This is a genomic window from Taibaiella lutea (assembly GCF_008629695.1).
Taxonomy (GTDB): domain Bacteria; phylum Bacteroidota; class Bacteroidia; order Chitinophagales; family Chitinophagaceae; genus Taibaiella; species Taibaiella lutea.
The window spans coordinates 1,475,493-1,496,040 of record NZ_VWSH01000001.1 but is presented as its reverse complement, the minus strand read 5'-3'; the positions used below and the strand labels follow the sequence as shown (position 1 = coordinate 1,496,040).

The following is a 20,548-nucleotide window of genomic DNA, read 5'->3' as shown; positions in this document are numbered from 1 at the left end:
CACAATGTTCCTTCGTCATATTCCATTCCTGAAAGCAGTATTTGCTTACTCGCTCACCGCCTTCGGTGGTCCTCAGGGGCATATAGGAATGATGATGAAGACTTTTGTCCAGAAGCGTAAAGATATAACTGAAGACGAATTGATTGAATTCAACGCCTTTTGCCAGATGCTGCCCGGTCCTTCTTCTACGCAAACTGTCACCTTAATTGCATATAAAAGAGGAGGTGTTCCATTGGCAATCCTTACATTATTAATATGGATTTTGCCTGCCACTTTATTAATGTCTGCATTCTCATTTCTTGTTACCTATATCGATAAGAAATCATTGCAGACCAATCTCTTTCTTTATATACAGCCTATGTCAGTGGGCTTTGTTGCTTATGCTGCTTACAAGATGATGAAAAGAAGCATTACTAACAAAGCTACTGTCGGCATCATGCTTTTTGCTGTATTTGCTACCATATTGATTAAATCACCCTGGGTTTTTCCGGCGTTATTGTTTTTAGGCGGATTGATCTCGAATTTCAGTAATAAAAGGATTGTAGCTGAAGCCGGGAAACCCAAACCCGTTAAATGGCTGAATCTCTGGCTGTTTGGTATCATCTTTATTATTGCAGGTATTTGTTCGGAATTAGCGCGTCAACAGCAGTGGGAGCATCGTCGTATATTCAACTTGTTTGAAAACTTTTATCGTTTTGGCAGTATTGTTTTCGGTGGTGGACAGGCTTTGATACCTATGATGCTGATACAGTTTGTAACGCTTCCGATACAAAGAGGAGGCATGCCTTACCTGAGTGCAGGAGATCTTACTACCGGTTTTGGTTTGGTGCAAGCCATGCCCGGTCCGGTTTTTTCCTTATGCGCTTATGTTGGTGGAATGGCCATGAGTAAATATGGACCGGTATGGCAGGGCGTTGGTTGTTTTGTAAGTATTGTCGCTATATTCTTACCAAGCACACTATTACTATTGTTTCTTTTTCCTGTTTATCAAAACCTGAAGCAACATGTTGTTATTTACAGGGCGTTAGAAGGAATGAACGCTATTATTGTAGGCGTAATATGGGCTTCTGCTATTCTATTGATGATGGGAATTAATAAAGGTAGTTTTGATTTTATGAGCATTGTAGTTGCATTTATTTCATTTTGCTTATTGCAATTCACAAAAATACCGGCGCCGTTAATTGTGTTGGCATGGTTACTTCTGGGCTTTACACTTCACCTCTGATATCCATTGCTCACCGGATATCAGAGGTGGCTTATTTATTGTTTTTCAGGTGCTGATTTTTTTAGCATTTTTGTTTTCTTGGGTGGCTGATATGGCTTTATCATTCCCATAATTTGAGGTTCATATTTTGTGGTGTCTATATGCACCTGTTTTGTTGAATCGGTTTGCATGACGGCAGGTTCTCCTAATAATTTTACTTGCGCAGGTTGTTCTATACATTTTACCTTTCCCATCTTTTCTTGCCCTGAACTTTGTGTGGACGACATTACACCAAAACAAAGCAAAACAATGGCCGCAATCTTTTTAAGAATGGAAATATTGCTTTTCAGAATAACCGGAAAGATATTTTCACGATCCTGCGTAGCTTCCAGTTGCGAAGCATTAAAACGTCCGCAAACCTTTCCATTGTTTCTGTTTTCAAGATAGCTGAGTATCTGATGTTCATCCCAATCCGTGAAATCTATAACTGTTTTACTGCAGGCCATACAGTGCCTGCCTTGTGCTTCCTGCGACATATTGTTCCAGTCTTCGTGGCATGGTTTTGGAATACTTATCTTATTTGTCATGATTTTTGATTTTATTACAGGATGCATTTGTTTTTGGAATTCCATACTCGCCTTTAGAAAATATTTTCCTGTAAATTTTTATTCAGCGAAATCAATGCTTAATTTGAGGGTTCAATCTGCCATTGCAAAAGCATAGTTTCAGTTAAATAATTCTCTATGAAAACCCTTTTTACAAAGCATAATCTGTTTGTATCGATATCCGCTATACTGTATGTTATTATTTTTTACAATGGTGTTTCACTATTAGCCTGGGTTTGCCTTATCCCGCTTATTTATGGTATGAACCATTCCGGTAAACATTCATTATTCAGGGCCGGCCTTCTTTATGGTACAATTGTGGGTATCGCAACCTTTTATCCGTTCCCCAAAATTATTTCAAGTTTTGTGGGTGATACTTCTATGCTTGGCTGGCTGTTTAGTTTGGTTGCAATACTTATAAGTGCTTTATTTTTTGGAGGTGTTTTATTCTTGTTTTCCTTGTTGAAAAAGGAAAAATATCCGGCATGGGTAAATGCTGTTTTATTAGCCGCTTTATGGAGCTTGTCTGAATGGGTTCTTGCCTATATTTTTAATGGAATGCCGTGGTTTGGATTTCAGATGGGAAATCTTTTGGTGAGCAATCTGTATTTTATTCAACCTGCCGAATGGGGTGGATTATATCTGTTAAGTTTTCTGGTTGTCTTTATCAACACCTGGGCAGGATTACTTTTAGTGAAATCAGGTATGAAACAATTATGGAAGCCTGCAGCCTTCTTTGCCTGCTATTTAGGCTGTTGCTTTTTATTATTCAAACATGCAGAAGGATTAAATGAAAGCAATGAATCTAAAACAGTTTCTATTGCAATCATGTGTGAAAATACTGCCCCTGAAGAAAAATGGAATAATAACAACGGTCCGCAGATGGTTAAAAATTTATTGGCTCTTAATCAACAAGCCAATGCTTTAAAACCGGATGTTGTCGTATGGACAGAATCTGCCGTCCCCTGGACTTATAAACCGGACGACGCATTTGTACAGGAAGTAATGAAGAATGCCGGTGCTGCAAATACTATTCAGATTTTAGGCATGAATTCTGTTTATGACAGTAACGCAGTTTATAATTCTGCGTACTGTATATTACCTGACGGGAAAGTCTCGGGCCGGTACGATAAGCGTTTTTTGCTGAGCCTTGCCGAAAAACCAATATCATTTTTTTTATTGCCTTTTTTAAACAGTACAGACGGTTTTTATGCGAAAGAAGGAAGTTCGACAGTGCCATTGCCAACTCCGAAAGGCAAAATTGGTGTCTTGATATGCAACGAAGCCTTTGTTGCTGCCTCCGCAATTGACATGGTAAGAAATGATGCTGATTATTTGGTGAATATCAGCAACGATGGATGGTTTAGCGAAGTGTCATTTATGAAAGACTTTCATTTCAATAGTGCCCGCTTACGAGCCGTTGAAGTGAGGCGGGATATTGCTGTCAACAGCAACTTAGGTATTTCAGGAAAAATTGCCGCTACCGGAGTTATTACAGACTCAAAGCAAAGCGACGAAGGGTTTGTATCCAAAATAGTGTTAACAAAGAATGATTATAGAAGTTTAATATCAAAAATTCCTAACTTTATGTTGATTGTTCTTTGTATATTGACAATCATATTTGCCTCTCTTAGATTTCTCTTTAAGTAATCAAATCAAATTTTGCCCAATATGAAAAAATTGTTACTTTCTTTACTCTTTTTACTTTTCGCAACCCAAATGTTTGCATCCTTACGGCAAACTAAATACAGGTGGCGGAATGATGATGGAAACGAAACCACTGCTACATGGAAAGCAGCAGAGAACACACCAATTACCGTAAATGACACTTCAAGGTTCAGGCTGCGTCTGGAATTGGATAATGACAATGCTGACGGTGATATTTCAATTGTAGAAAATACTTTGGAATATTCTTCGGATAACGGAAGTACCTGGACCGTTATGGACAATAGTGCAGGTCAGGCTTTTGCCTATACTACAAGCCTCAATGTATCAAATAATCAGGCAACCACCAATCAGATGGGCTCCACTACTTTCGGAACATTTGTTGCAGGGCATATTATTGCCGGTAGTGCCGGACCTTCCTCTATGAATCTGGGAGATGCAGCACGAACGGAAATGGAATGGGTTATTAAACCTACACTTGATGCACTTCCTAATACGACCTATATTTTTCAGATATCGGGGCAAGAAGATCTTGCACTCGTTAATCCTCAGATAAATACCGGATGTATCGGTGCTATGATATTGTCGAAGCATGACAGTAGTAGTTGTGGTCCGGGTACCGTTCCGTTAAACGCTACATGTACCGGCAATGCGACGGTTCAATGGTATGATGCTCCCGCCGGAGGCAATCTGTTGACTACAGGGAATTCATTTACCACACCATCATTAAGTACAACGACTACGTATTATGTTTCCGCAAAACGAAATATAACGCCTTTTTGTGAAAGTCCGAGAACGGCCGTGACCGCTACTATTTATCCTGTTCCTTCGGTTAATCTTGGGCCAAATGTTACAGTATGTTCAAATGTACCTGTGACGCTTAATGCAGGCGGGTCCTATGCTTATTTATGGGACAATGGAAGCACAAATATTACAAGAACAGTAAATGCGCCCGGTACTTATTTTGTTACGGTAACCGGTATCGGAAATTGCAAAAAGAGTGATACTGTTATAGTAAATCATAATCCGCTTCCGATTGTGAATCTCGGCAATGATACAATTGTCTGCCCCGGGGTTATTATTACTTTAGATGCAGGAAATGCAGGCAGCACTTATTTGTGGAATGACGGATTTACTGCGCAAACACGTGATGTTGGCGAAACAGGTAATTATGCTGTTGTTGTTACTAACGAATTTAATTGTACAGCAACAGATAATGTGAGCATTACTATTAAGAGCTTCCCATTGGGCGAGATTAATGCCGTGAAAGGTTCTCCTGCCACTTATACATTTAATGTTTTGGGAGCGCTTTTCGCTACAGAATATCAGTGGGATTTTGGCGATGGCTCTCCTGTAGCTTTGGGCTTTTTCCAGCAACATACTTATGCTCATAACGGGATTTATACAGTTCACCTGACTATGGTGGGAGATTGTGATTCAACTTCCAACTCGTATCGTCAGAGAACAGTGGACGTTTATGATGCGGCAAGTACTACAGGTATTGGTAATACTGCTTTGAAAGATGTATTTAGTTTCTATCCTAATCCTGCAAATGAAACTGTAAATGTTACGTTTGATAATGCCTTAAAAATAGAGGACATAGAAGTCTTCAATATTTTAGGACAAAAAATCAGATTGCCTTATACTGTTTCGGCATCAGGTATTACGCTTCGGGTAACTCAATTATCAAATGGTATCTATTCCATGAAAATTAATACTGATAAAGGCTCTGTAATTCAAAAATTTGAAATCAGAAGATAAATGTAATCGTATGAACAAAGAAAGGGTTTGCATTATTGCAAACCCTTTCTTTGTTATATTTCTTTGGTATTTTATTCCTTACCTGTTCTGTGCTTTATTTCATCTCTTATGGCAATGGCTTTCATGTAATCTTCGCTTTCCAAAACCTGATGCAACAAATCGTTTAATTCATCTAAAGTCAATGATTTTAAATCGGAAGCAGTGCTTTCTTCAATTTCTTCTATCGTTTCTTCATTGATATCTCCCGATGCAGAAGGTTTTGGTGCATTTGTCTGATCCATGAACAAACCTGCAGCATCCAATATGTTTTCGTAAGTAAAAATGGGGCAACCGATGCGGACCGCCAACGCCATAGCATCAGAAGTTCTTGAATCAATTTCAATGGTTTCTTTCCCGTTGGTGCAAACTAATTGTGCAAAGAAAATGCCTTCTTCCAGTTTGTAAATCAATACCTCTTTCAATTCAATATTGAAGGACAGCATAAAATTATAGAAAAGATCGTGCGTAAGCGGACGGCTGGGCTTTATGCGTTCTAACGCAACTACGATTGCCTGTGCTTCAAACGCGCCAATTACAATAGGTAAACGTCGAAGGCCATTAATCTCACCAAGTACAACAGCGTATGAATGTGTTTGGGTTACGCTGCTTGACAAAGCCACTATTTCAAGTTCAATTTTTTTCATCTTTTAATGTATCGCTCCGGCTTCAAAAAGCCGGTTTCTTTTCAATGCAATTGTGAAGTTAATCGTTGTTGTTGAGAACACCAATATGCTTTCTCAGGTATTGTCGAAATAAATATTTTAAGCAAAATCAGCTGAAAATATTTCGGAGCTCCCTTAAAAAAGCGTTGGTGCATCATCATTGGTTTCTTTTCTTTCTTTATGAGGCACATTCTCTGCGGCACTTTCATCTTTATCAGGTTCCGGTTCTTTCTCTTCAAAGACAATCTCCAGTAAGTCTTTATCGCAAAGCTTATTACCTACAGCCTTCCATCCGCTTACGCCTACCTTTTCCGTTAAATCAACCACTTCCTCTCTTGCGTCCGATTTTTTCTTACCCAATTTTAATGTTACCACAGGCTCGGGATCTGTTGTAACTAACTCCAGTTTGTTTTTAGCGCCTTCTTTTATAAACAAAAATTTGCTTTTCAATGTTTGCGTTTCAATATGGAATCTTTTGACACTGTACTGTGTTTTGTCTGCATCATAATATACAGCTGTAATAACTTTTTCAGGGTTGAATTTTTCAATCCGCACAATTTGTGATACTTCATAGCGATTGCCCAAATCAAAGTCAGTCAACTCATATTGGCCATCTTTGTAGAAAACAATAATTCTGTCATCCTGTTCAAAACTGCCCAGTAATTTGCCATAGCCATCCGTATTCAAACGGCCAACCTGATTGTCATACCATATCTTTGGAGCAGAAAGCGTGCTGCGACCCTGCTCTTTGAACTTAACCTGGCGTATCGGATATTTAGTAACCTGGTTGCCTTGCGAACTGCGGCCTTTAATGATAAGTTCTTCAAAATAATAATCAAAAACTTTCACCCTTGCGCTGCTGCCCGGTGAAAGTGTAACACTCACTACCTCTGCTTCTCCATTGGCATTGGCACTGAAGTATAAAACTTTGCTGCCTTTATTGCCCTTGGTTAAATCGTATTCTTTATCGCGAGTAATGCCGGTGACATTAAAACGTTTTGCATACACAACACCACTTCCCCCGTCCATATACATCATGTTGTAAGTTGTGCGTTCATCATTTCTTTTGAAAACAGCCAAATGTAAAATGTCTTTTCCAACAAATGTTTTATCTGCCACCTTAGTAATAATCATTGTCCCGTCTTTGCGGAATACAATGATATCATCAATATCAGAACAGTCACAAACAAATTCATCCTTTTTCAGTCCTGTTCCAATAAAACCTTCTTTGTAATTCACATACAATTTTGCATTGGCAATGGCAACCTTTGTAGCCTGAATGGTATCGAATATTTTTATTTCGGTTTGACGCTCTTTGCCTTTGCCATATTTCTTTAGAATATTTTCATAATATGCAATTGCAAAGTCTGTAAGATGTTCAATATGATGTTTGGTCTGGGCAATATTATCTTCCGTTGCCTTGATATGTTCATCCGCTTTAAACGAATCGAATTTAGAAATACGTTTGATTCTTATTTCTGTAAGCTTTGTAATATCTTCTTGTGTGATTGCTCTTCTGAACAATTTCTTATAAGGAGACAAACCTTTATCTATAGCTTTCAAAACACCTTCCCAGGTTGTTTCTTCTTCGATGTCGCGATAGATGCGCTTTTCGATGAAAATCTTTTCAAGTGAGGAATAATGCCAGTCATCTTCCAGTTCTCTCAATTTGATTTCCAGCTCACTTTTCAATAAATCTTTCGTGTGTTCAACAGAATGTTTCAATAGTTCTGTTGCGCCAACGAAGTTTGGCTTGTCGGCAACAATTATACAGGCATTCGGAGAAATAGAAATTTCACAATCAGTAAAAGCATACAACGCATCAATCGTCTGGTCACTCGAAACCCCCGGGGCCAGTTGTACGGATAGTTCTACGTCTTTCGCCGTATTGTCAACAATGCTTTTTATTTTGATCTTACCGCTGTCATTTGCTTTAAGTACACTGTCAATTAACTGCTGTGTTGTTACGCCATAAGGAACTGATTTAATCAATAAAGTCTTTTTGTCCAATTCCTCAATATGTACTCTTACCCTCACTTTTCCGCCCCGGTTACCATCATTGTAATTGCTTACATCAATCATACCGCCGGTTTGAAAATCGGGATATAATTCAAATTTTCTGCCTTTCAGATGTTTGATGGCAGCATCTAATATTTCAATAAAATTATGCGGTAATATTTTGGTGGAAAGCCCTACGGCAATACCTTCTGCTCCTTGTGCCAGTAACAATGGAAATTTCATAGGCAAAGTCACAGGCTCATTTTTACGGCCATCGTAACTTAATTGCCATTCCGTAGTCTTGCCATTGAAAGCCACATCCAGTGCAAACTTTGAAAGACGTGCCTCAATATAACGCGCAGCAGCTGCACTGTCACCCGTACGCACGTCGCCCCAGTTACCCTGCATATCAATCATCAAATCTTTTTGTCCAAGATTTGTGATAGCATCTCCTATCGAAGCGTCGCCATGCGGATGATATTGCATGGTTTGCCCGATGATATTGGCAACTTTATTATATCGGCCGTCATCCATCTCTTTCATGGCATGGAAAATACGGCGTTGTACAGGCTTTAATCCGTCTTCAATAGCCGGCACAGCCCTTTCGAGAATTACATAACTTGCATATTCCAGAAACCAGTTTTCGTACATTTTATTAATGGACGCAGCGCTGTGTTCTTCATGTTCGATTTCAGTATCAGTCATCTTTCCGGTAATATTATTTGAGAATGCGGATGCAAAAATAAGAAATTGGCAGCAAGGGAAAATTTTAATAAATAAGCATGGATATTTATTTAATATTACAAAGTTTTCAGCAGAAAATCAGTGAAATAGGAAGGATTGCTCAAAATCATATTATGCGTCCCTTTTTCTACAGGAATTACATTTTTCAGATTTTTTATCGGAAACATTTTATCATTCGTTCCGTGAATATGAATAATATCCTTTCTGTAATCTGAGTTGCTATTCCAATTTACGATGGCATTTACACACCAATAAAGGAAATCAGGGCTGTTATTTTTTGCCATTGAAATGATCTGTTCTCTCAGATGTTGGGTTGTATTTACTTCTTTGATAAATCGGCTCCCATATTCAATGCTCTTAATAAACATGCTGCCTGAAAACAACCTGTGAAGTTTTGTGTGTTTCAGCTGCCTTAACTTCCAAGGCATTTCTTTTCTGCATTTTACAGAAGAAATTAAAATAACTTTTTCAGGATGGATATGCTTTAAAAGTTCCATAGTCATAATCCCGCCCATAGAACATCCTGCAATATTGAAAGGCTTTGAGGTGTCAATTAATGGAATAAACTTTTGAACATAAGTTTCCATTGTATCATAAACATCATGTCGGGGGAAGGGCAGGTAAACACTATTGGGAATGTGCTCCAGTTGATACCTGTATAATTGCCCATCAGTCGCAATACCACCGATGAAATAGGTTTTAGCATTCATTCTTAAAGCATACTTAATTGTTTTTCTGCGAATACAGATTCCTCCATTACTTTCTTCAACATATTCCTGTTTAATATCATGTTGATGCCAAATGTCATAGTAAGTGTCCCGATTACCAAAGCGCCTACAACAGGAGAAATGTTCACGCAATCATTTATTAATGGTATTAAAATGACAAGTATAACGAAGATACTATAATTGGCTTCCAGTGCCTTTTCATAAAGTAACGGATGTTTATTGCCGGCTGATTTTTTAGTTATAACCGGATAAACTGTGATTGAATAAATTATCATAATCGGCAGCATTATTTCAAGCCCATGTGTCGGTAACAACTGACTGGCATTGAGCATGAGAAATATTTTAGCAGCTAACAAACTAAAAGCTGATATGCCTAATACATGAAGTGAGAATACTATGTTTCTGATTTCTTGTTTTCTCCATGCCTTATATCGTTTGAATGTATGTGCCTCCCAGGCAGCTGCAATCGGAGCGAAGCCTTTTACTCCAAAAGAATGATGCGCTTTCTGCATGGCATCACGAAAAGAGATGGATTTATCCTCGCTTAATATTTCCTCTGTCTTGCAGGCAAAGTGATCCAATATTTCGATAAGGATACTGGGCTCTTCAAATCTTTTCGAACGTGAAATGATAAAAAGCTTCATTTCCTTTATTTCTTCTCCTGATAATTTCCTGCTATCCATTTTTCAATTTGTATTTTAATATTTTTTGCAACGAAAGAATAGATTCTTTTAAAGCATCTATTTGTAAAGCTGTTTCTTTTTTACCCTGCCGGTTTAGTTTGTAGTATTTACGTATTCTGCCATCCACTATTTCACTTTCCGTTTCCAGAAAACCGGCTTCTTCCAATCTGTGTAAAGCCGGATATAATGCAGCTTCCGTAATTTTTGTTTTACCTCTGCTGCCATCTCTTACAGCCTTGGTTATTTCATACCCGTACATCCGGCCATTATTTTGCAGTAATTGCAAAATAATGGCCGACATGCTTCCTTTAATAATTTTGCTTGCTTCCATCCTTTTTCAAAACTAAGAAATATTTTTATACCTAAAAAAATTAGGCATAATCAAATTTGGGATGGAAATCTATTTACTTCTGAAACAGAGAGATGAAAAAGGTTGCCAACTTTGTAAAAGTTGGCAACCTTTTTCATATGGAATTCCAGATTTTCCATGCAGCTTCGGCTTGCGCTATCAACATTTCATATCCGTTTTTAATAGTCGCACCCCTTATTTTTCCTTGTTGTAAAAATGGAGTTTCAGCAGGCGAATAAATTAAATCGTACAGCAAATGTTCCGAGTCTATAGCGGCATATGGCATTTCGGGAGACATACCTTCAAAAGGTTTCATGCCGAGAGGAGTTGTATTAATTATAAGCCTATGCGACTTAATAACATCGTTATCCAAGTCAGCATAAATCAATTGGCCTTCTTTTTTTTCTCTTGAAACAAATTGAAATTGAATTTCTAATTTTTGTAACGCATAAGCAACCGCTTTTGAAGCCCCGCCGGTTCCTAAGATGAGTGCTTTGTCGTGATGTTTATCCAATAAAGGTTTCAGCGAATTATAAAAACCGATAGTGTCTGTGTTATGGCCGATAAGTTTTCCTTCTTTGAATTGAATGGTGTTAACAGCTCCAATCTGTTTTGCTGTATTATCCAATGCATTTAAAAACGGGATAACAGTTTGTTTGTATGGAATTGTAACGTTCAGGCCTTTTAATGAGGGATGCAGTTTTAATAGTTCTTTTAAATCATCAATCTTTTTTAATGGAAATTTATGATAGGTTTCATCAATATCCAATTGCCTGAACTTCTCCTGAAAATATCCGGGAGAAAATGTTGTCAGTAAAGGATAACCAATGATGCCGTACATTTTTAGATATTAGTAGTCAGATGTCAGATATTAGAATCAGGCACTTAATTATTTATAGACTTCCTGTCCTGCCACCATCTACAGGAATACTAACACCCGTAAGATAAGCAGCCGCAGGTGTCGTAAGGAACGCTGCAACAGCACCTATTTCACCCGGTTGACCAAAACGCTTCATCGGTATTTCATCTATCATCTCCTGTTCCACCGCATCTTTTGCATGACCCGTTTTTGCAGACTTATTATTTACAATTGTCTCTAATCTCGCGGTGGCTGTAGCGCCGGGTAAAATATTGTTTACTGTAATGCCAAAAGGAGCTAATTCGTTCGACATCGTTTTTGCCCAGGATGCCACCGCTCCACGAATCGTATTGCTTACGCCTAATCCCTTCAACGGAATTTTTACGGAAGTTGAAATGACATTAACGATACGGCCATAATTATCGGTTTTCATACCGGGAATAACCAGTTGTGTGATCAATTGATTACAGATAAGATGCTGCTGGAATGCGCTGAAAAATGCTTCCGGCGTAGCTTCCGTAATAGGGCCGGCTGCCGGGCCGCCGCTGTTATTAATTAAGATGTGTATGTTATTCTTTGCAACATAAGCTGCAACAACTTCTTTTACTTCTTCATAGTTGCTGTAATCCGCTACCAGATAGTCATGCTGTTGTTGTTGATCTGTATTTAATGTTGTAACAGCTTTTTGCAGAGAACTTTCATTCCTTGAGATTAAAGTGCAGGTTGCCCCCAATAAAGCCAGTTCCTGTGCAATGGCAAGGCCGATGCCTTGTGTGCTGCCACCGATCAATGCATGTTTGCCGGTTAATGATAATTGCATTTCTTATAAATTAAAAAGTCAAAATTAAAATTCAAAAAGCTTGAAAATGAGACTAACCCTCATTCACTATTGGTCCTTTGTTCAAACCTGCCTGAATTACTGCCGTATTTTACAAACATATATAAATAGATGACCCGTGAAAGCCGCATCAGCCAAGGTTGCAATAATATCAGCATACCGACGGTAATACCTAAATACCACCATACGCTATTGTCTTTCCATGAAAAACCAACAAGAACAGCATACCATACTATATTAAAAACGGCAATAGCTACGGAAAGACCATAGCTTACATAACCGGTGCCGTAATAAAAACCAATTTCCAATTCCATTTTCTGCCCGCACTCAGCACAGTTTTTAGGCATCTGCATCATTTCTTTTAACGGGAAAATACTTTTATTGCAAAACATAGCCCCTTTTCGGCAATTAGGACATTTCATGCCTAAGATGCTGGAAATTAAACCCGGTTTATGCGTCATCGTATCTGGAATTTGATGGCAAAGGTATCTATATTCCGTCTTTTTGTTTCAAATTTGTAACTCAAACAAAATTTTTACAAACTGAAATACAATATAGAATGGCAGAAGATTTGAATGTGATAACAGGGACAAAAACAGAACAGTACGAAGCATTGTTGCCTCAGATAGAAGCTATAATTTCGACAGAAACAGATGTAATAGCTAATCTTGCGAACATTGCGGCAATGTTGAAAACGCAATTCAACTGGTGGTGGGTCGGATTCTATTTGGTGAAACAAGACGAATTGGTATTGGGGCCTTTTCAGGGACCATTGGCCTGTACGCGCATCCGGAAAGGTAAAGGAGTATGCGGTGCGAGTTGGGAGAAAGCTGAAACGATTGTGGTTCCGGATGTTGAACAGTTTCCGGGGCATATTGCCTGCAGCAGCTTGTCCAGATCGGAAATTGTGGTTCCTGTAGTTAAAGGCAGCGAAGTAGTTGCTGTGCTTGATGTTGACAGTGAATTGCTGAATCATTTTGACGATACCGACAAGTTATATCTGGAACGTTTAGTACGATTAATTTCCATCTAAACATTTGTGCAATACCTTTGCAGCCTTAATTAATGATTTCAATATTCAATTCATGATGCGTTATATCGTTTCGGTTATTTTTTGCTTCTTTTCATTTGCCATGTTTGCGCATAATGCTGATGATACGCTGGTGCTTGTTCAGGACGATACAAGCCATATAAGAATCAGCATTCTTACATGCGGTGTCGGCGATGAATTGTATTCGTCTTTCGGGCATACAGGTGTTCGTGTGATTGATAGCGTTCATCATACGGACGATGTTTATAACTACGGCACTTTCGATTTCGGCGACCCTCATTTTTATAAAAAATTTGTGTTAGGCAAATTGCCTTATTATCTGGACAAAGGTTCTTATAATGACTTCATGTATACTTATATTGAAGAAAAGAGGAATGTGGAAGAGCAGGTAATGAATTTAAGCGCAGTGCATAAATTGAAGATTCTCGCCTATCTGGAAAACAACCTGAAGCCTGAAAACAGGGCTTACAAGTATGATTTCATGTGGGATAATTGCTGCACCAGAGTACGCGATATTTTTCCGAAAGTGTTGGGCGAAGAATTTTATTTCGGTGACATTCTTACCGGAAAGAAAATTACTTACCGTAATATCATTAATCAGTATCTGATGAATAAACATTGGGAACGTTTCGGTATTGATTTATTGCTTGGTAGCCGCATTGACAGTACTATGTCAGAAGATGGCGTGATGTTTTTGCCTGATTTTTTACACAAAGGACTGGAACATGCCAAATATAAAAATGAACATATCGTAGGTTCAGACCAGGTTATTTTAGCACATAAACATATTTATCAATCAACATTGAACGGGCCTTTGTGGACTATGATTGGCATATTGATACTTACCGTACTTGCTTTTCTGATTCCGGCTTTCCATTACCTGAAATCCTTTATGCGATTTGTGTTGCTATTCATTACCGGACTGTTAGGGTTGTTTATATTGTTTATGTGGCTTGGTACGGACAATCAGGGATGTTCTGATAACTACAATATTCTCTGGGCATTGCCATTAAATGCATTTGCCGCTTTCTTTGCACATAAGCAAAGTTTTTGGTTACGTATATACGCATTGGCAGCTATAAGTTTATTGATAGTGGCTTTGATAGTACATCTTATCGGGTTTCAGCAAATGCCGCTGATTGAGATTTCGCCATTGTTATTGGCGATGATGTATGTTTATGTAGATATGTATAAACGAAACGTTCCTGCACCAAAAGCGAACAAAGATTAAAGGATATTGTTCCCCTTTCTGACTTTTGACTTTTAATTCATGATTCATTATAGCATACAAGGCCAGGGTAACCCATTGGTATTAATTCATGGATTCCCAAATGATAGTACCGCATGGAACCCCATACTTCCTGAATTGACTAAAAGATTCCGTGTATTCCTTCCTGATTTACCGGGAGCGGGTAAAAGCATGTCTTTAAACCGGCCGCTTACAATGGAACTGATGGCATTGGAGATCAAAGCTATGCTGGACAAAGAAGGTGTTGAAAAGGCTGTATTAGCCGGACACTCTATGGGTGGATATACAACTATGGAATGTGCCAATATTTTCCCGGAACGGATACAAGGTATTTCTTTGATTCATTCCTTGGCTTCAGCTGATAACGACGAAAAGAAAGAACTGCGCCGGAAATCGATTGCATTAATGCAGAAAGGCGAAGCTGAAAAGAGGATGTTTCTGAAAGGAATGGCTCAAAATCTTTTTGATGGTGGATTTGCAGAACAACATTCTGAGGCGTTGGAAGCTGTTGTTTCAAATGGTATGAGACTGTCGACAGCGCAATTGAGTGATTTTTACACTGCTATTATGTTTCGCACAGATAGAACTGCTTTGTTGGAAAAATTGGATTTCCCTGTTCAATGGATTATTGGCAATCATGATAATGCTACGCCCATGAAAGATGCTATGGAACAATGCCATCAGGCAAAAACGAATAGCGTTAGTATTTATAAGCCTTGTGGTCATATGAGTTTTGTGGAAATGCCGCAGCGGCTGACAAGCGATTTAATTGCTTTTATGGAATTGTGTTATTGATTTTCGCCCGAAAGAAGAAAAATAATGTTGAAAGAGATGCTGTTTATAAAAAAACGGCATCTCTTTTTGTTTTTAACGATTTGTGAATATGGAAATATATTGCGCATCGCATTGCGTTAACATTTACATTTGTTAAGAGATATGAAGAACAGGGCAATCAGGTTGATTTTTTTACTGGCATTATTATCAGCTGCGGGTATTATTGCTACACAAGCCTATTGGGTGAAGCGCGCCTATGATTTGGAAGAAAAAGAGTTCAATCTGAATGTAAACAATGCACTTCGCAATGTTGCCATGCAGATTTGGGAGATGAAAATGATTCAGCCGATGGTCTATAATGTAGTGGATCAGATTGAGCCGGAATATTTCATTGTTCAGATTAACGACCACGTGGATGCAGAAGTATTAAGCCATTTTCTGAGAGTCGAGTTTGAAAAGCGCAATATCATTACCGATTTTGAATTTGGTATGTATGATTGCATGAGCGATAAAGTGATGAATTATCATTATGTTCAGATGAGCGGCAATGCAGAGCGGTTTACGCCAACGCTGCATTTCCCTGATATGACACGGAACAATTATTATTTTGGCGTTTATTTCCCTCATCGCCAGAATTTTGTGGCTTCCCGCCTGTCCATCTGGATATTGTCTTCTTTGGTTTTATTATGTGTTTTGGTATTTTTGGGATATGTTGTTTTCGTGATTTTAAAGCAAAAACGCCTGAGCGAAGTGCAAAAGGATTTTGTCAACAATATGACACATGAGTTTAAGACACCTTTGGCTACCATACAATTGTCTGCAGAAGTCCTGAAAAATCCTGACATTGTTCATAAACCGCAACGCCTTTTAAATTACGCTACTATTATTGATAATGAAGCATCGCAACTGGCTTTGCAGGTGGAGCGCGTTCTGCAAATGGCACATGCCGAAAAAGGTGAGATTCAATTAAGGTCGCAGCCCCTTATCTGGCAGGATTTATTAAAGGAAACAGTTACCAGTTTTGAAAATCTGTTATTAAAAAAGGAAGCAGCACTACACTTACATCTTCCTAATGAACCGGTTAAATATTCAGGAGATAAGTTGCATCTTAAAAACGTAATCAGTAACCTTATTGATAATGCGTTGAAATATGCGGAAGAAAAGCCTGAAATAAATATTTCTTTAAAGGAAAATAATAAGCAGATACAAATTGACGTTTCGGATAACGGCATCGGAATCGATGTAACACATCAGAAAATGTTATTTAAAAAATTCTACCGTGTTCCAACGGGTAATATACATGACGTAAAAGGCTTTGGATTGGGGCTTAATTACGTCAGAATTATAGTAAAGGCACATGGAGGCGTAATAAATTGCAATAGTAAACTCGGAAAAGGAAGCACTTTTTCCATCATTTTTCCTAAAATCATTAAACACAATAAATAGATATGCAACCTAAAGCAAAAATACTTTTAGTCGAAGACGATAGTTCTCTTGGTTTTGTCATTAAAGATAACCTCGAAGAACATGGTTATGAAGTGATTTTTAGTTCGGATGGTGAAAATGGCTGGCAGCAGTTTATGCGTCATAATATTGATATCTGTTTGTTGGATGTAATGTTGCCAAAGAAAGACGGCATGGCTCTGGCAGGTCAAATCAGAAAGAAGAACGATAAAATTCCGATTCTTTTTCTTACCGCCAAAAGCATGGATGAAGACAGGATTGCAGGCTTTAAAGCTGGTGGCGATGATTATATCACCAAACCTTTCAATATGCAGGAACTGCTTTTGCGGATTGAGGTTTTCCTGAAACATACCAAAGCCAAGCCAAGCGATGTTGCCGAAAAATTTGAATTGGGCAGCATGGTTTTTGATTACAATAACCTTTTATTGATAGACGGAACACATAAGCAACAGCTTACGCAAAAAGAAGCTGATTTGCTTCAATACCTTTGCCAGCATGCCAATTCAGTTGTTAAACGGGAAGATGTGCTGATGAACGTTTGGGGTAAAGAAGATTATTTCCTGGGCCGTAGCATGGATGTATTCATGACCAAAATCAGAAAATATCTCAGAGACGCTGAAGGCGTGGAATTATCAACTGTACATGGCGTAGGTTTCAAACTTATTTTGCAGCCAAAATAAGTTTGAGGTATATTTGTGTATGAGAAATGTAGTTTATGCATAAGTATATAGTCTTTGTTGTTTTAATGTTATTTACAGCATTATTGTTTTCTTGTAATCCGCAGAAGCGGTTGGCAAGGAAAAAGCATGTTTACATGGAACATACTTATGCTGATGTAAAAAAAGCTATCAACCAGGCTGAGGTTACCATTATCAATGATTCATTAAAGGTTTTATTTCCCAGTAATCTTTTATTTGAAACAGGCGGCACCGGTATAAATAAGGAAACTTTCCCCGTAATGGAACGGTTTGCCAATGTATTATTGAAATATTCAAAAACGGATATTTTAATCAATGGGTACACTGATAATACCGGCAGCGCCGAAACAAACCGGAAATTATCAAAAGAAAGAGCCGATACCGCAGGTGCGGCGCTCATGATATATAAGGTGCCCGGGCAACGTTTGTCCTTTTGGGGGCATGGCAGCAATAACCCGATAAGCGACAATGCCACAGAAGAAGGTAAGGCGCGGAACAGGCGTGTAGAATTTCTTGTACTCTACAAAGTGGAGGAATAGACTATTATTGTTCTTTGTTCAAAATTACCATTTAAAAACCACGGCCATTTGCTTAAATTCGCAACATCATTTTAAACGAATTGGATGGCCAACAATATTCTATTTAATACAACGCTTGCCTATCGTGCTATCCGTACCAATAAACTGCGTACAGGAATTACGGTAGGCATTATTGCATTAGGTTTGATGGCCCTTGTAGGGACGCTTACGGCTATTGAAGGGTTGAAAGCCAGCATCTACTCCAATTTTAGCGGCATGGGTGCCAACACTTTTGAGATTACCAATGAAATCCTGAAAAGCAAATCGCGGAAAGGCGGCCTGAATGTTTACACGGTTGATCAGAGAAATATAAGCTATAAAGACGCGCACGAATTTAAAGAGCGCTATTCTTTTCCCGCAGAAGTGGGCGTAACCATGACCGGAACCGGTACTGCCACAGTAAAATATGCCTCTCAAAAAACAAATCCCAATATAGAGGTAAAAGGTGTGGATGAAAGTTATGCCGTTATTTCATCTACGGATCTCGACGCAGGCCGCAACTTTTCTTCCAATGAAATTTTTACGGGAAGTTATGTTTGTGTCTTGGGAAGCAGTATTGCCGGTAAATTATTTAACGGTAAAATTCAAAATGCAATCAATAGTGTTGTTACTGTAGGCGCGACAAAATATAGAGTCATAGGCGTTGCCGCGAGTAAGGGAAGCAGCATGATTTCAAATGCAGATAACAACGTTTTTATACCCCTGCAAAACGCAAGGGCGGTTTATGGTGGCGAAAATTCATTTGTCATTAATGTGAAAGTGCATAATGTGGCAACGATGGATGTGGCAGCCGACGAAGCGGAAGGTGTATTCAGGGTTATACGTAAGATACCGCTGAACGGAGAACCAAACTTTGGTATAAACAAGAACGACAGCCTCGCTGCTATGGTTGTTGAAAATATCAGCAAAGTAACCGGCGCGGCTTTGTTTATTGCTATTATTACTCTTATGGGCGCTGCAATAGCATTAATGAATATCATGTTGGTTTCCGTAGCGGAGCGTACACGCGAAATAGGCGTAAGCAAGGCTTTGGGAGCCATGAACAGTACCATTAAAAACCAATTCCTTACAGAATCAATTTTGATAAGCATTGCCGGCGGCGTAATCGGGATTTTATTTGGAATGCTGATTGGTAACGGTGTTGCCATGCTTCTGAAAGTAGGCTTTATCGTGCCTTGGTTTTGGATTATTGTCGGATTGATATTGTGTAGCATAGTGGGGCTGGCTTCGGGTTATTATCCTGCTGCAAAAGCTTCCAAACTTGATCCTATCGAATCTTTAAGGTATGAATAGTTATTGCTTTCAGCTTATCCCTGAAATCAATATTGAAAATCAACATCAATGAACAGAGTAGTTATAACAGGCGTAGGTATTTATTCTTCATTAGGCACTTCGCAGGCAGCCGTTACAAAATCGTTGTTTGAAGGTAAATCCGGTATTATTTTCCGCCCTGAACGCAAGGCATTGGGTTACAGGTCGGCCCTGACGGGGTTTGTAGAGCGTCCTAATTTAAAAAGCTTGTTGGACCGGCGTTCGCGTATCATGATGCCAGAACAGGCTGAATTTGCCTACATGGCTACTATCGAGGCTTTGCAGCAGGCAGGATTAAGCATGGAAGATATTCATAAGCATGAAACCGGTATTATTTACGGTAATGACAGCTGCGCCAAATCGGTAATTGAAGGGATGGATGTATTGAGGGAAAAGAAAGATTCCATGATGATTGGTTCCGGTTCTGTATTTCAGGTATTGAATTCTACTGTTACAATGAATCTTGCCACTATCTTCAAATTGCGCGGCGTTAATTTCAGCATCAGCGCTGCCTGTGCAAGCGGGTCGCATTCCATTGGGATGGGCTATATGTTTATAAAAAATGGCATGCAGGAAAGGGTTATCTGTGGCGGCGCTCAGGAAATAAACGATTATTCGATGCCGAACTTTGATGCATTGGCAACCTTTTCCACGCGTGAAGATTCGCCTACTTTAGCTTCGCGTCCTTTTGACAGAGATCGTGACGGGTTGGTTCCTGGTGGCGGGGCTGCAACTGTCATTCTTGAAAGTCTTGAATCTGCCCAGGCACGTGGCGCTACTATCATTGCGGAAGTATTGGGTTATGGTTTTTCTTCCAACGGCGAACATATATCCAACCCGAGCGTGGATGGTCAGGTTCGCTCTATTCACCGCACTTTGAAAGATGCCGGTTTGATGGCAAAAGATATTGAATACGTCAATGCACATGCTACCTCTACACCTGCCGGCGACGGCAGCGAAGCTGAAGCCATTTTTGAAGTCTTTGGAAACCAAACTCCGGTAAGCTCCACAAAATCCATGACAGGTCATGAATGCTGGATGGCCGGTGCAAGTGAAATTGTGTATTCCATACTGATGATGCAAAACGATTTTATGGCGCCCAATATTAATTTTCATAATCCCGACGAACATTCTGCCAAGATTAATATTCTGCCGGAAACATTAGAGCAGGGATTTGATACTTTTCTTTCCAATTCGTTTGGGTTTGGCGGGACTAATTCTTCTTTGATTGTGAGGAAATGGAAAGGATAAGCTTTTTGCAGTAAATAGAATTATTCTCTATCAACGC

Annotated in this window: 20 protein-coding genes; 11 read left to right on the top strand and 9 right to left on the bottom strand. The window is 39.0% G+C overall.

Annotated features, from left to right (window positions below; translation table 11 throughout):
* Positions 1–4: 4 nt before the first annotated feature.
* Positions 5–1,225 (top strand): chromate efflux transporter, encoded by a 1,221-nt coding sequence (gene chrA / locus F0919_RS06430; RefSeq protein ID WP_150031880.1) that lies wholly within the window; start codon positions 5–7, stop codon positions 1,223–1,225.
* A 35-nt stretch (positions 1,226–1,260) separates the two neighbouring features.
* On the opposite strand, the gene F0919_RS06425 is transcribed toward chrA, so the two are convergent.
* Positions 1,261–1,791 carry a hypothetical protein gene (locus F0919_RS06425; protein ID WP_150031879.1) on the bottom strand — a complete coding sequence of 177 codons (531 nt, stop codon included), beginning with the start codon at positions 1,789–1,791 and terminating at the stop codon, positions 1,261–1,263.
* Positions 1,792–1,947: 156 nt separating this feature from the next.
* Between F0919_RS06425 and lnt the strand changes: the two genes are divergently transcribed.
* Positions 1,948–3,459: an apolipoprotein N-acyltransferase gene (lnt, locus tag F0919_RS06420; RefSeq protein WP_150031878.1), complete on the top strand. Its 1,512-nt coding sequence runs from the start codon at positions 1,948–1,950 to the stop codon at positions 3,457–3,459.
* 21 nt (positions 3,460–3,480) lie between these two features.
* On the top strand, positions 3,481–5,235 hold the full coding sequence (locus F0919_RS06415; RefSeq protein ID WP_150031877.1) for an Ig-like domain-containing protein: 1,755 nt from the start codon (positions 3,481–3,483) through the stop codon (positions 5,233–5,235).
* 71 nt (positions 5,236–5,306) lie between these two features.
* On the opposite strand, the gene F0919_RS06410 is transcribed toward F0919_RS06415, so the two are convergent.
* The 8 genes from F0919_RS06410 to F0919_RS06375 all read right to left on the bottom strand — a co-directional run bounded on the left by F0919_RS06410 (position 5,307) and on the right by F0919_RS06375 (position 12,527).
* A complete protein-coding gene (locus F0919_RS06410; RefSeq protein WP_150031876.1) occupies positions 5,307–5,918 on the bottom strand; it encodes a bifunctional nuclease family protein in 612 nt (203 codons plus the stop codon).
* A gap of 153 nt (positions 5,919–6,071) precedes the next feature.
* Complete coding sequence (locus tag F0919_RS06405; RefSeq protein ID WP_150031875.1) at positions 6,072–8,639, bottom strand: DNA gyrase/topoisomerase IV subunit A; 2,568 nt, start codon at positions 8,637–8,639, stop codon at positions 6,072–6,074.
* 95 nt (positions 8,640–8,734) lie between these two features.
* Positions 8,735–9,388 carry an alpha/beta fold hydrolase gene (locus F0919_RS06400; RefSeq protein WP_150031874.1) on the bottom strand — a complete coding sequence of 218 codons (654 nt, stop codon included), beginning with the start codon at positions 9,386–9,388 and terminating at the stop codon, positions 8,735–8,737.
* 2 nt (positions 9,389–9,390) lie between these two features.
* The gene (locus F0919_RS06395) at positions 9,391–10,089 is read right to left on the bottom strand and encodes a hypothetical protein (RefSeq protein WP_150031873.1); all 699 of its coding nucleotides are present in this window, start codon (positions 10,087–10,089) and stop codon (positions 9,391–9,393) included.
* Positions 10,082–10,390, bottom strand: a complete 309-nt coding sequence (locus tag F0919_RS06390) for a PadR family transcriptional regulator (protein ID WP_216629375.1) — start codon at positions 10,388–10,390, stop codon at positions 10,082–10,084. Before F0919_RS06390 ends, F0919_RS06395 begins: the two co-directional genes overlap by 8 nt.
* 163 nt (positions 10,391–10,553) lie before the next feature.
* Positions 10,554–11,279 carry a shikimate dehydrogenase family protein gene (locus tag F0919_RS06385; protein ID WP_150031871.1) on the bottom strand — a complete coding sequence of 242 codons (726 nt, stop codon included), beginning with the start codon at positions 11,277–11,279 and terminating at the stop codon, positions 10,554–10,556.
* 52 nt (positions 11,280–11,331) lie between these two features.
* On the bottom strand, positions 11,332–12,117 hold the full coding sequence (locus tag F0919_RS06380; RefSeq protein ID WP_150031870.1) for an SDR family oxidoreductase: 786 nt from the start codon (positions 12,115–12,117) through the stop codon (positions 11,332–11,334).
* Between the two features lie 59 nt (positions 12,118–12,176).
* Positions 12,177–12,527 carry a DUF983 domain-containing protein gene (locus F0919_RS06375; protein WP_235903467.1) on the bottom strand — a complete coding sequence of 117 codons (351 nt, stop codon included), beginning with the start codon at positions 12,525–12,527 and terminating at the stop codon, positions 12,177–12,179.
* 167 nt (positions 12,528–12,694) lie between these two features.
* Between F0919_RS06375 and F0919_RS06370 the strand changes: the two genes are divergently transcribed.
* From F0919_RS06370 to F0919_RS06335, 8 genes are all read left to right on the top strand, one after another.
* Entirely contained in the window at positions 12,695–13,168 is a 474-nt protein-coding gene (locus F0919_RS06370) for a GAF domain-containing protein (RefSeq protein WP_150031868.1), read from the top strand.
* Positions 13,169–13,220: 52 nt separating this feature from the next.
* The gene (locus F0919_RS06365) at positions 13,221–14,417 is read left to right on the top strand and encodes a lipoprotein N-acyltransferase Lnb domain-containing protein (protein ID WP_150031867.1); all 1,197 of its coding nucleotides are present in this window, start codon (positions 13,221–13,223) and stop codon (positions 14,415–14,417) included.
* A gap of 39 nt (positions 14,418–14,456) precedes the next feature.
* A complete protein-coding gene (locus F0919_RS06360) occupies positions 14,457–15,230 on the top strand; it encodes an alpha/beta fold hydrolase (protein ID WP_150031866.1) in 774 nt (257 codons plus the stop codon).
* Between the two features lie 141 nt (positions 15,231–15,371).
* Positions 15,372–16,655 (top strand): sensor histidine kinase, encoded by a 1,284-nt coding sequence (locus tag F0919_RS06355; protein ID WP_150031865.1) that lies wholly within the window; start codon positions 15,372–15,374, stop codon positions 16,653–16,655.
* A gap of 2 nt (positions 16,656–16,657) precedes the next feature.
* A complete protein-coding gene (locus F0919_RS06350; protein WP_150031864.1) occupies positions 16,658–17,353 on the top strand; it encodes a response regulator transcription factor in 696 nt (231 codons plus the stop codon).
* Between the two features lie 134 nt (positions 17,354–17,487).
* Positions 17,488–17,910, top strand: coding sequence for an OmpA family protein (locus tag F0919_RS06345; protein ID WP_190277289.1), 423 nt, complete (start codon positions 17,488–17,490; stop codon positions 17,908–17,910).
* A gap of 84 nt (positions 17,911–17,994) precedes the next feature.
* The gene (locus F0919_RS06340; protein WP_150031862.1) at positions 17,995–19,242 is read left to right on the top strand and encodes an ABC transporter permease; all 1,248 of its coding nucleotides are present in this window, start codon (positions 17,995–17,997) and stop codon (positions 19,240–19,242) included.
* A gap of 48 nt (positions 19,243–19,290) precedes the next feature.
* On the top strand, positions 19,291–20,511 hold the full coding sequence (locus F0919_RS06335; RefSeq protein ID WP_150031861.1) for a beta-ketoacyl-[acyl-carrier-protein] synthase family protein: 1,221 nt from the start codon (positions 19,291–19,293) through the stop codon (positions 20,509–20,511).
* The last annotated feature ends 37 nt before the right edge of the window (positions 20,512–20,548 follow it).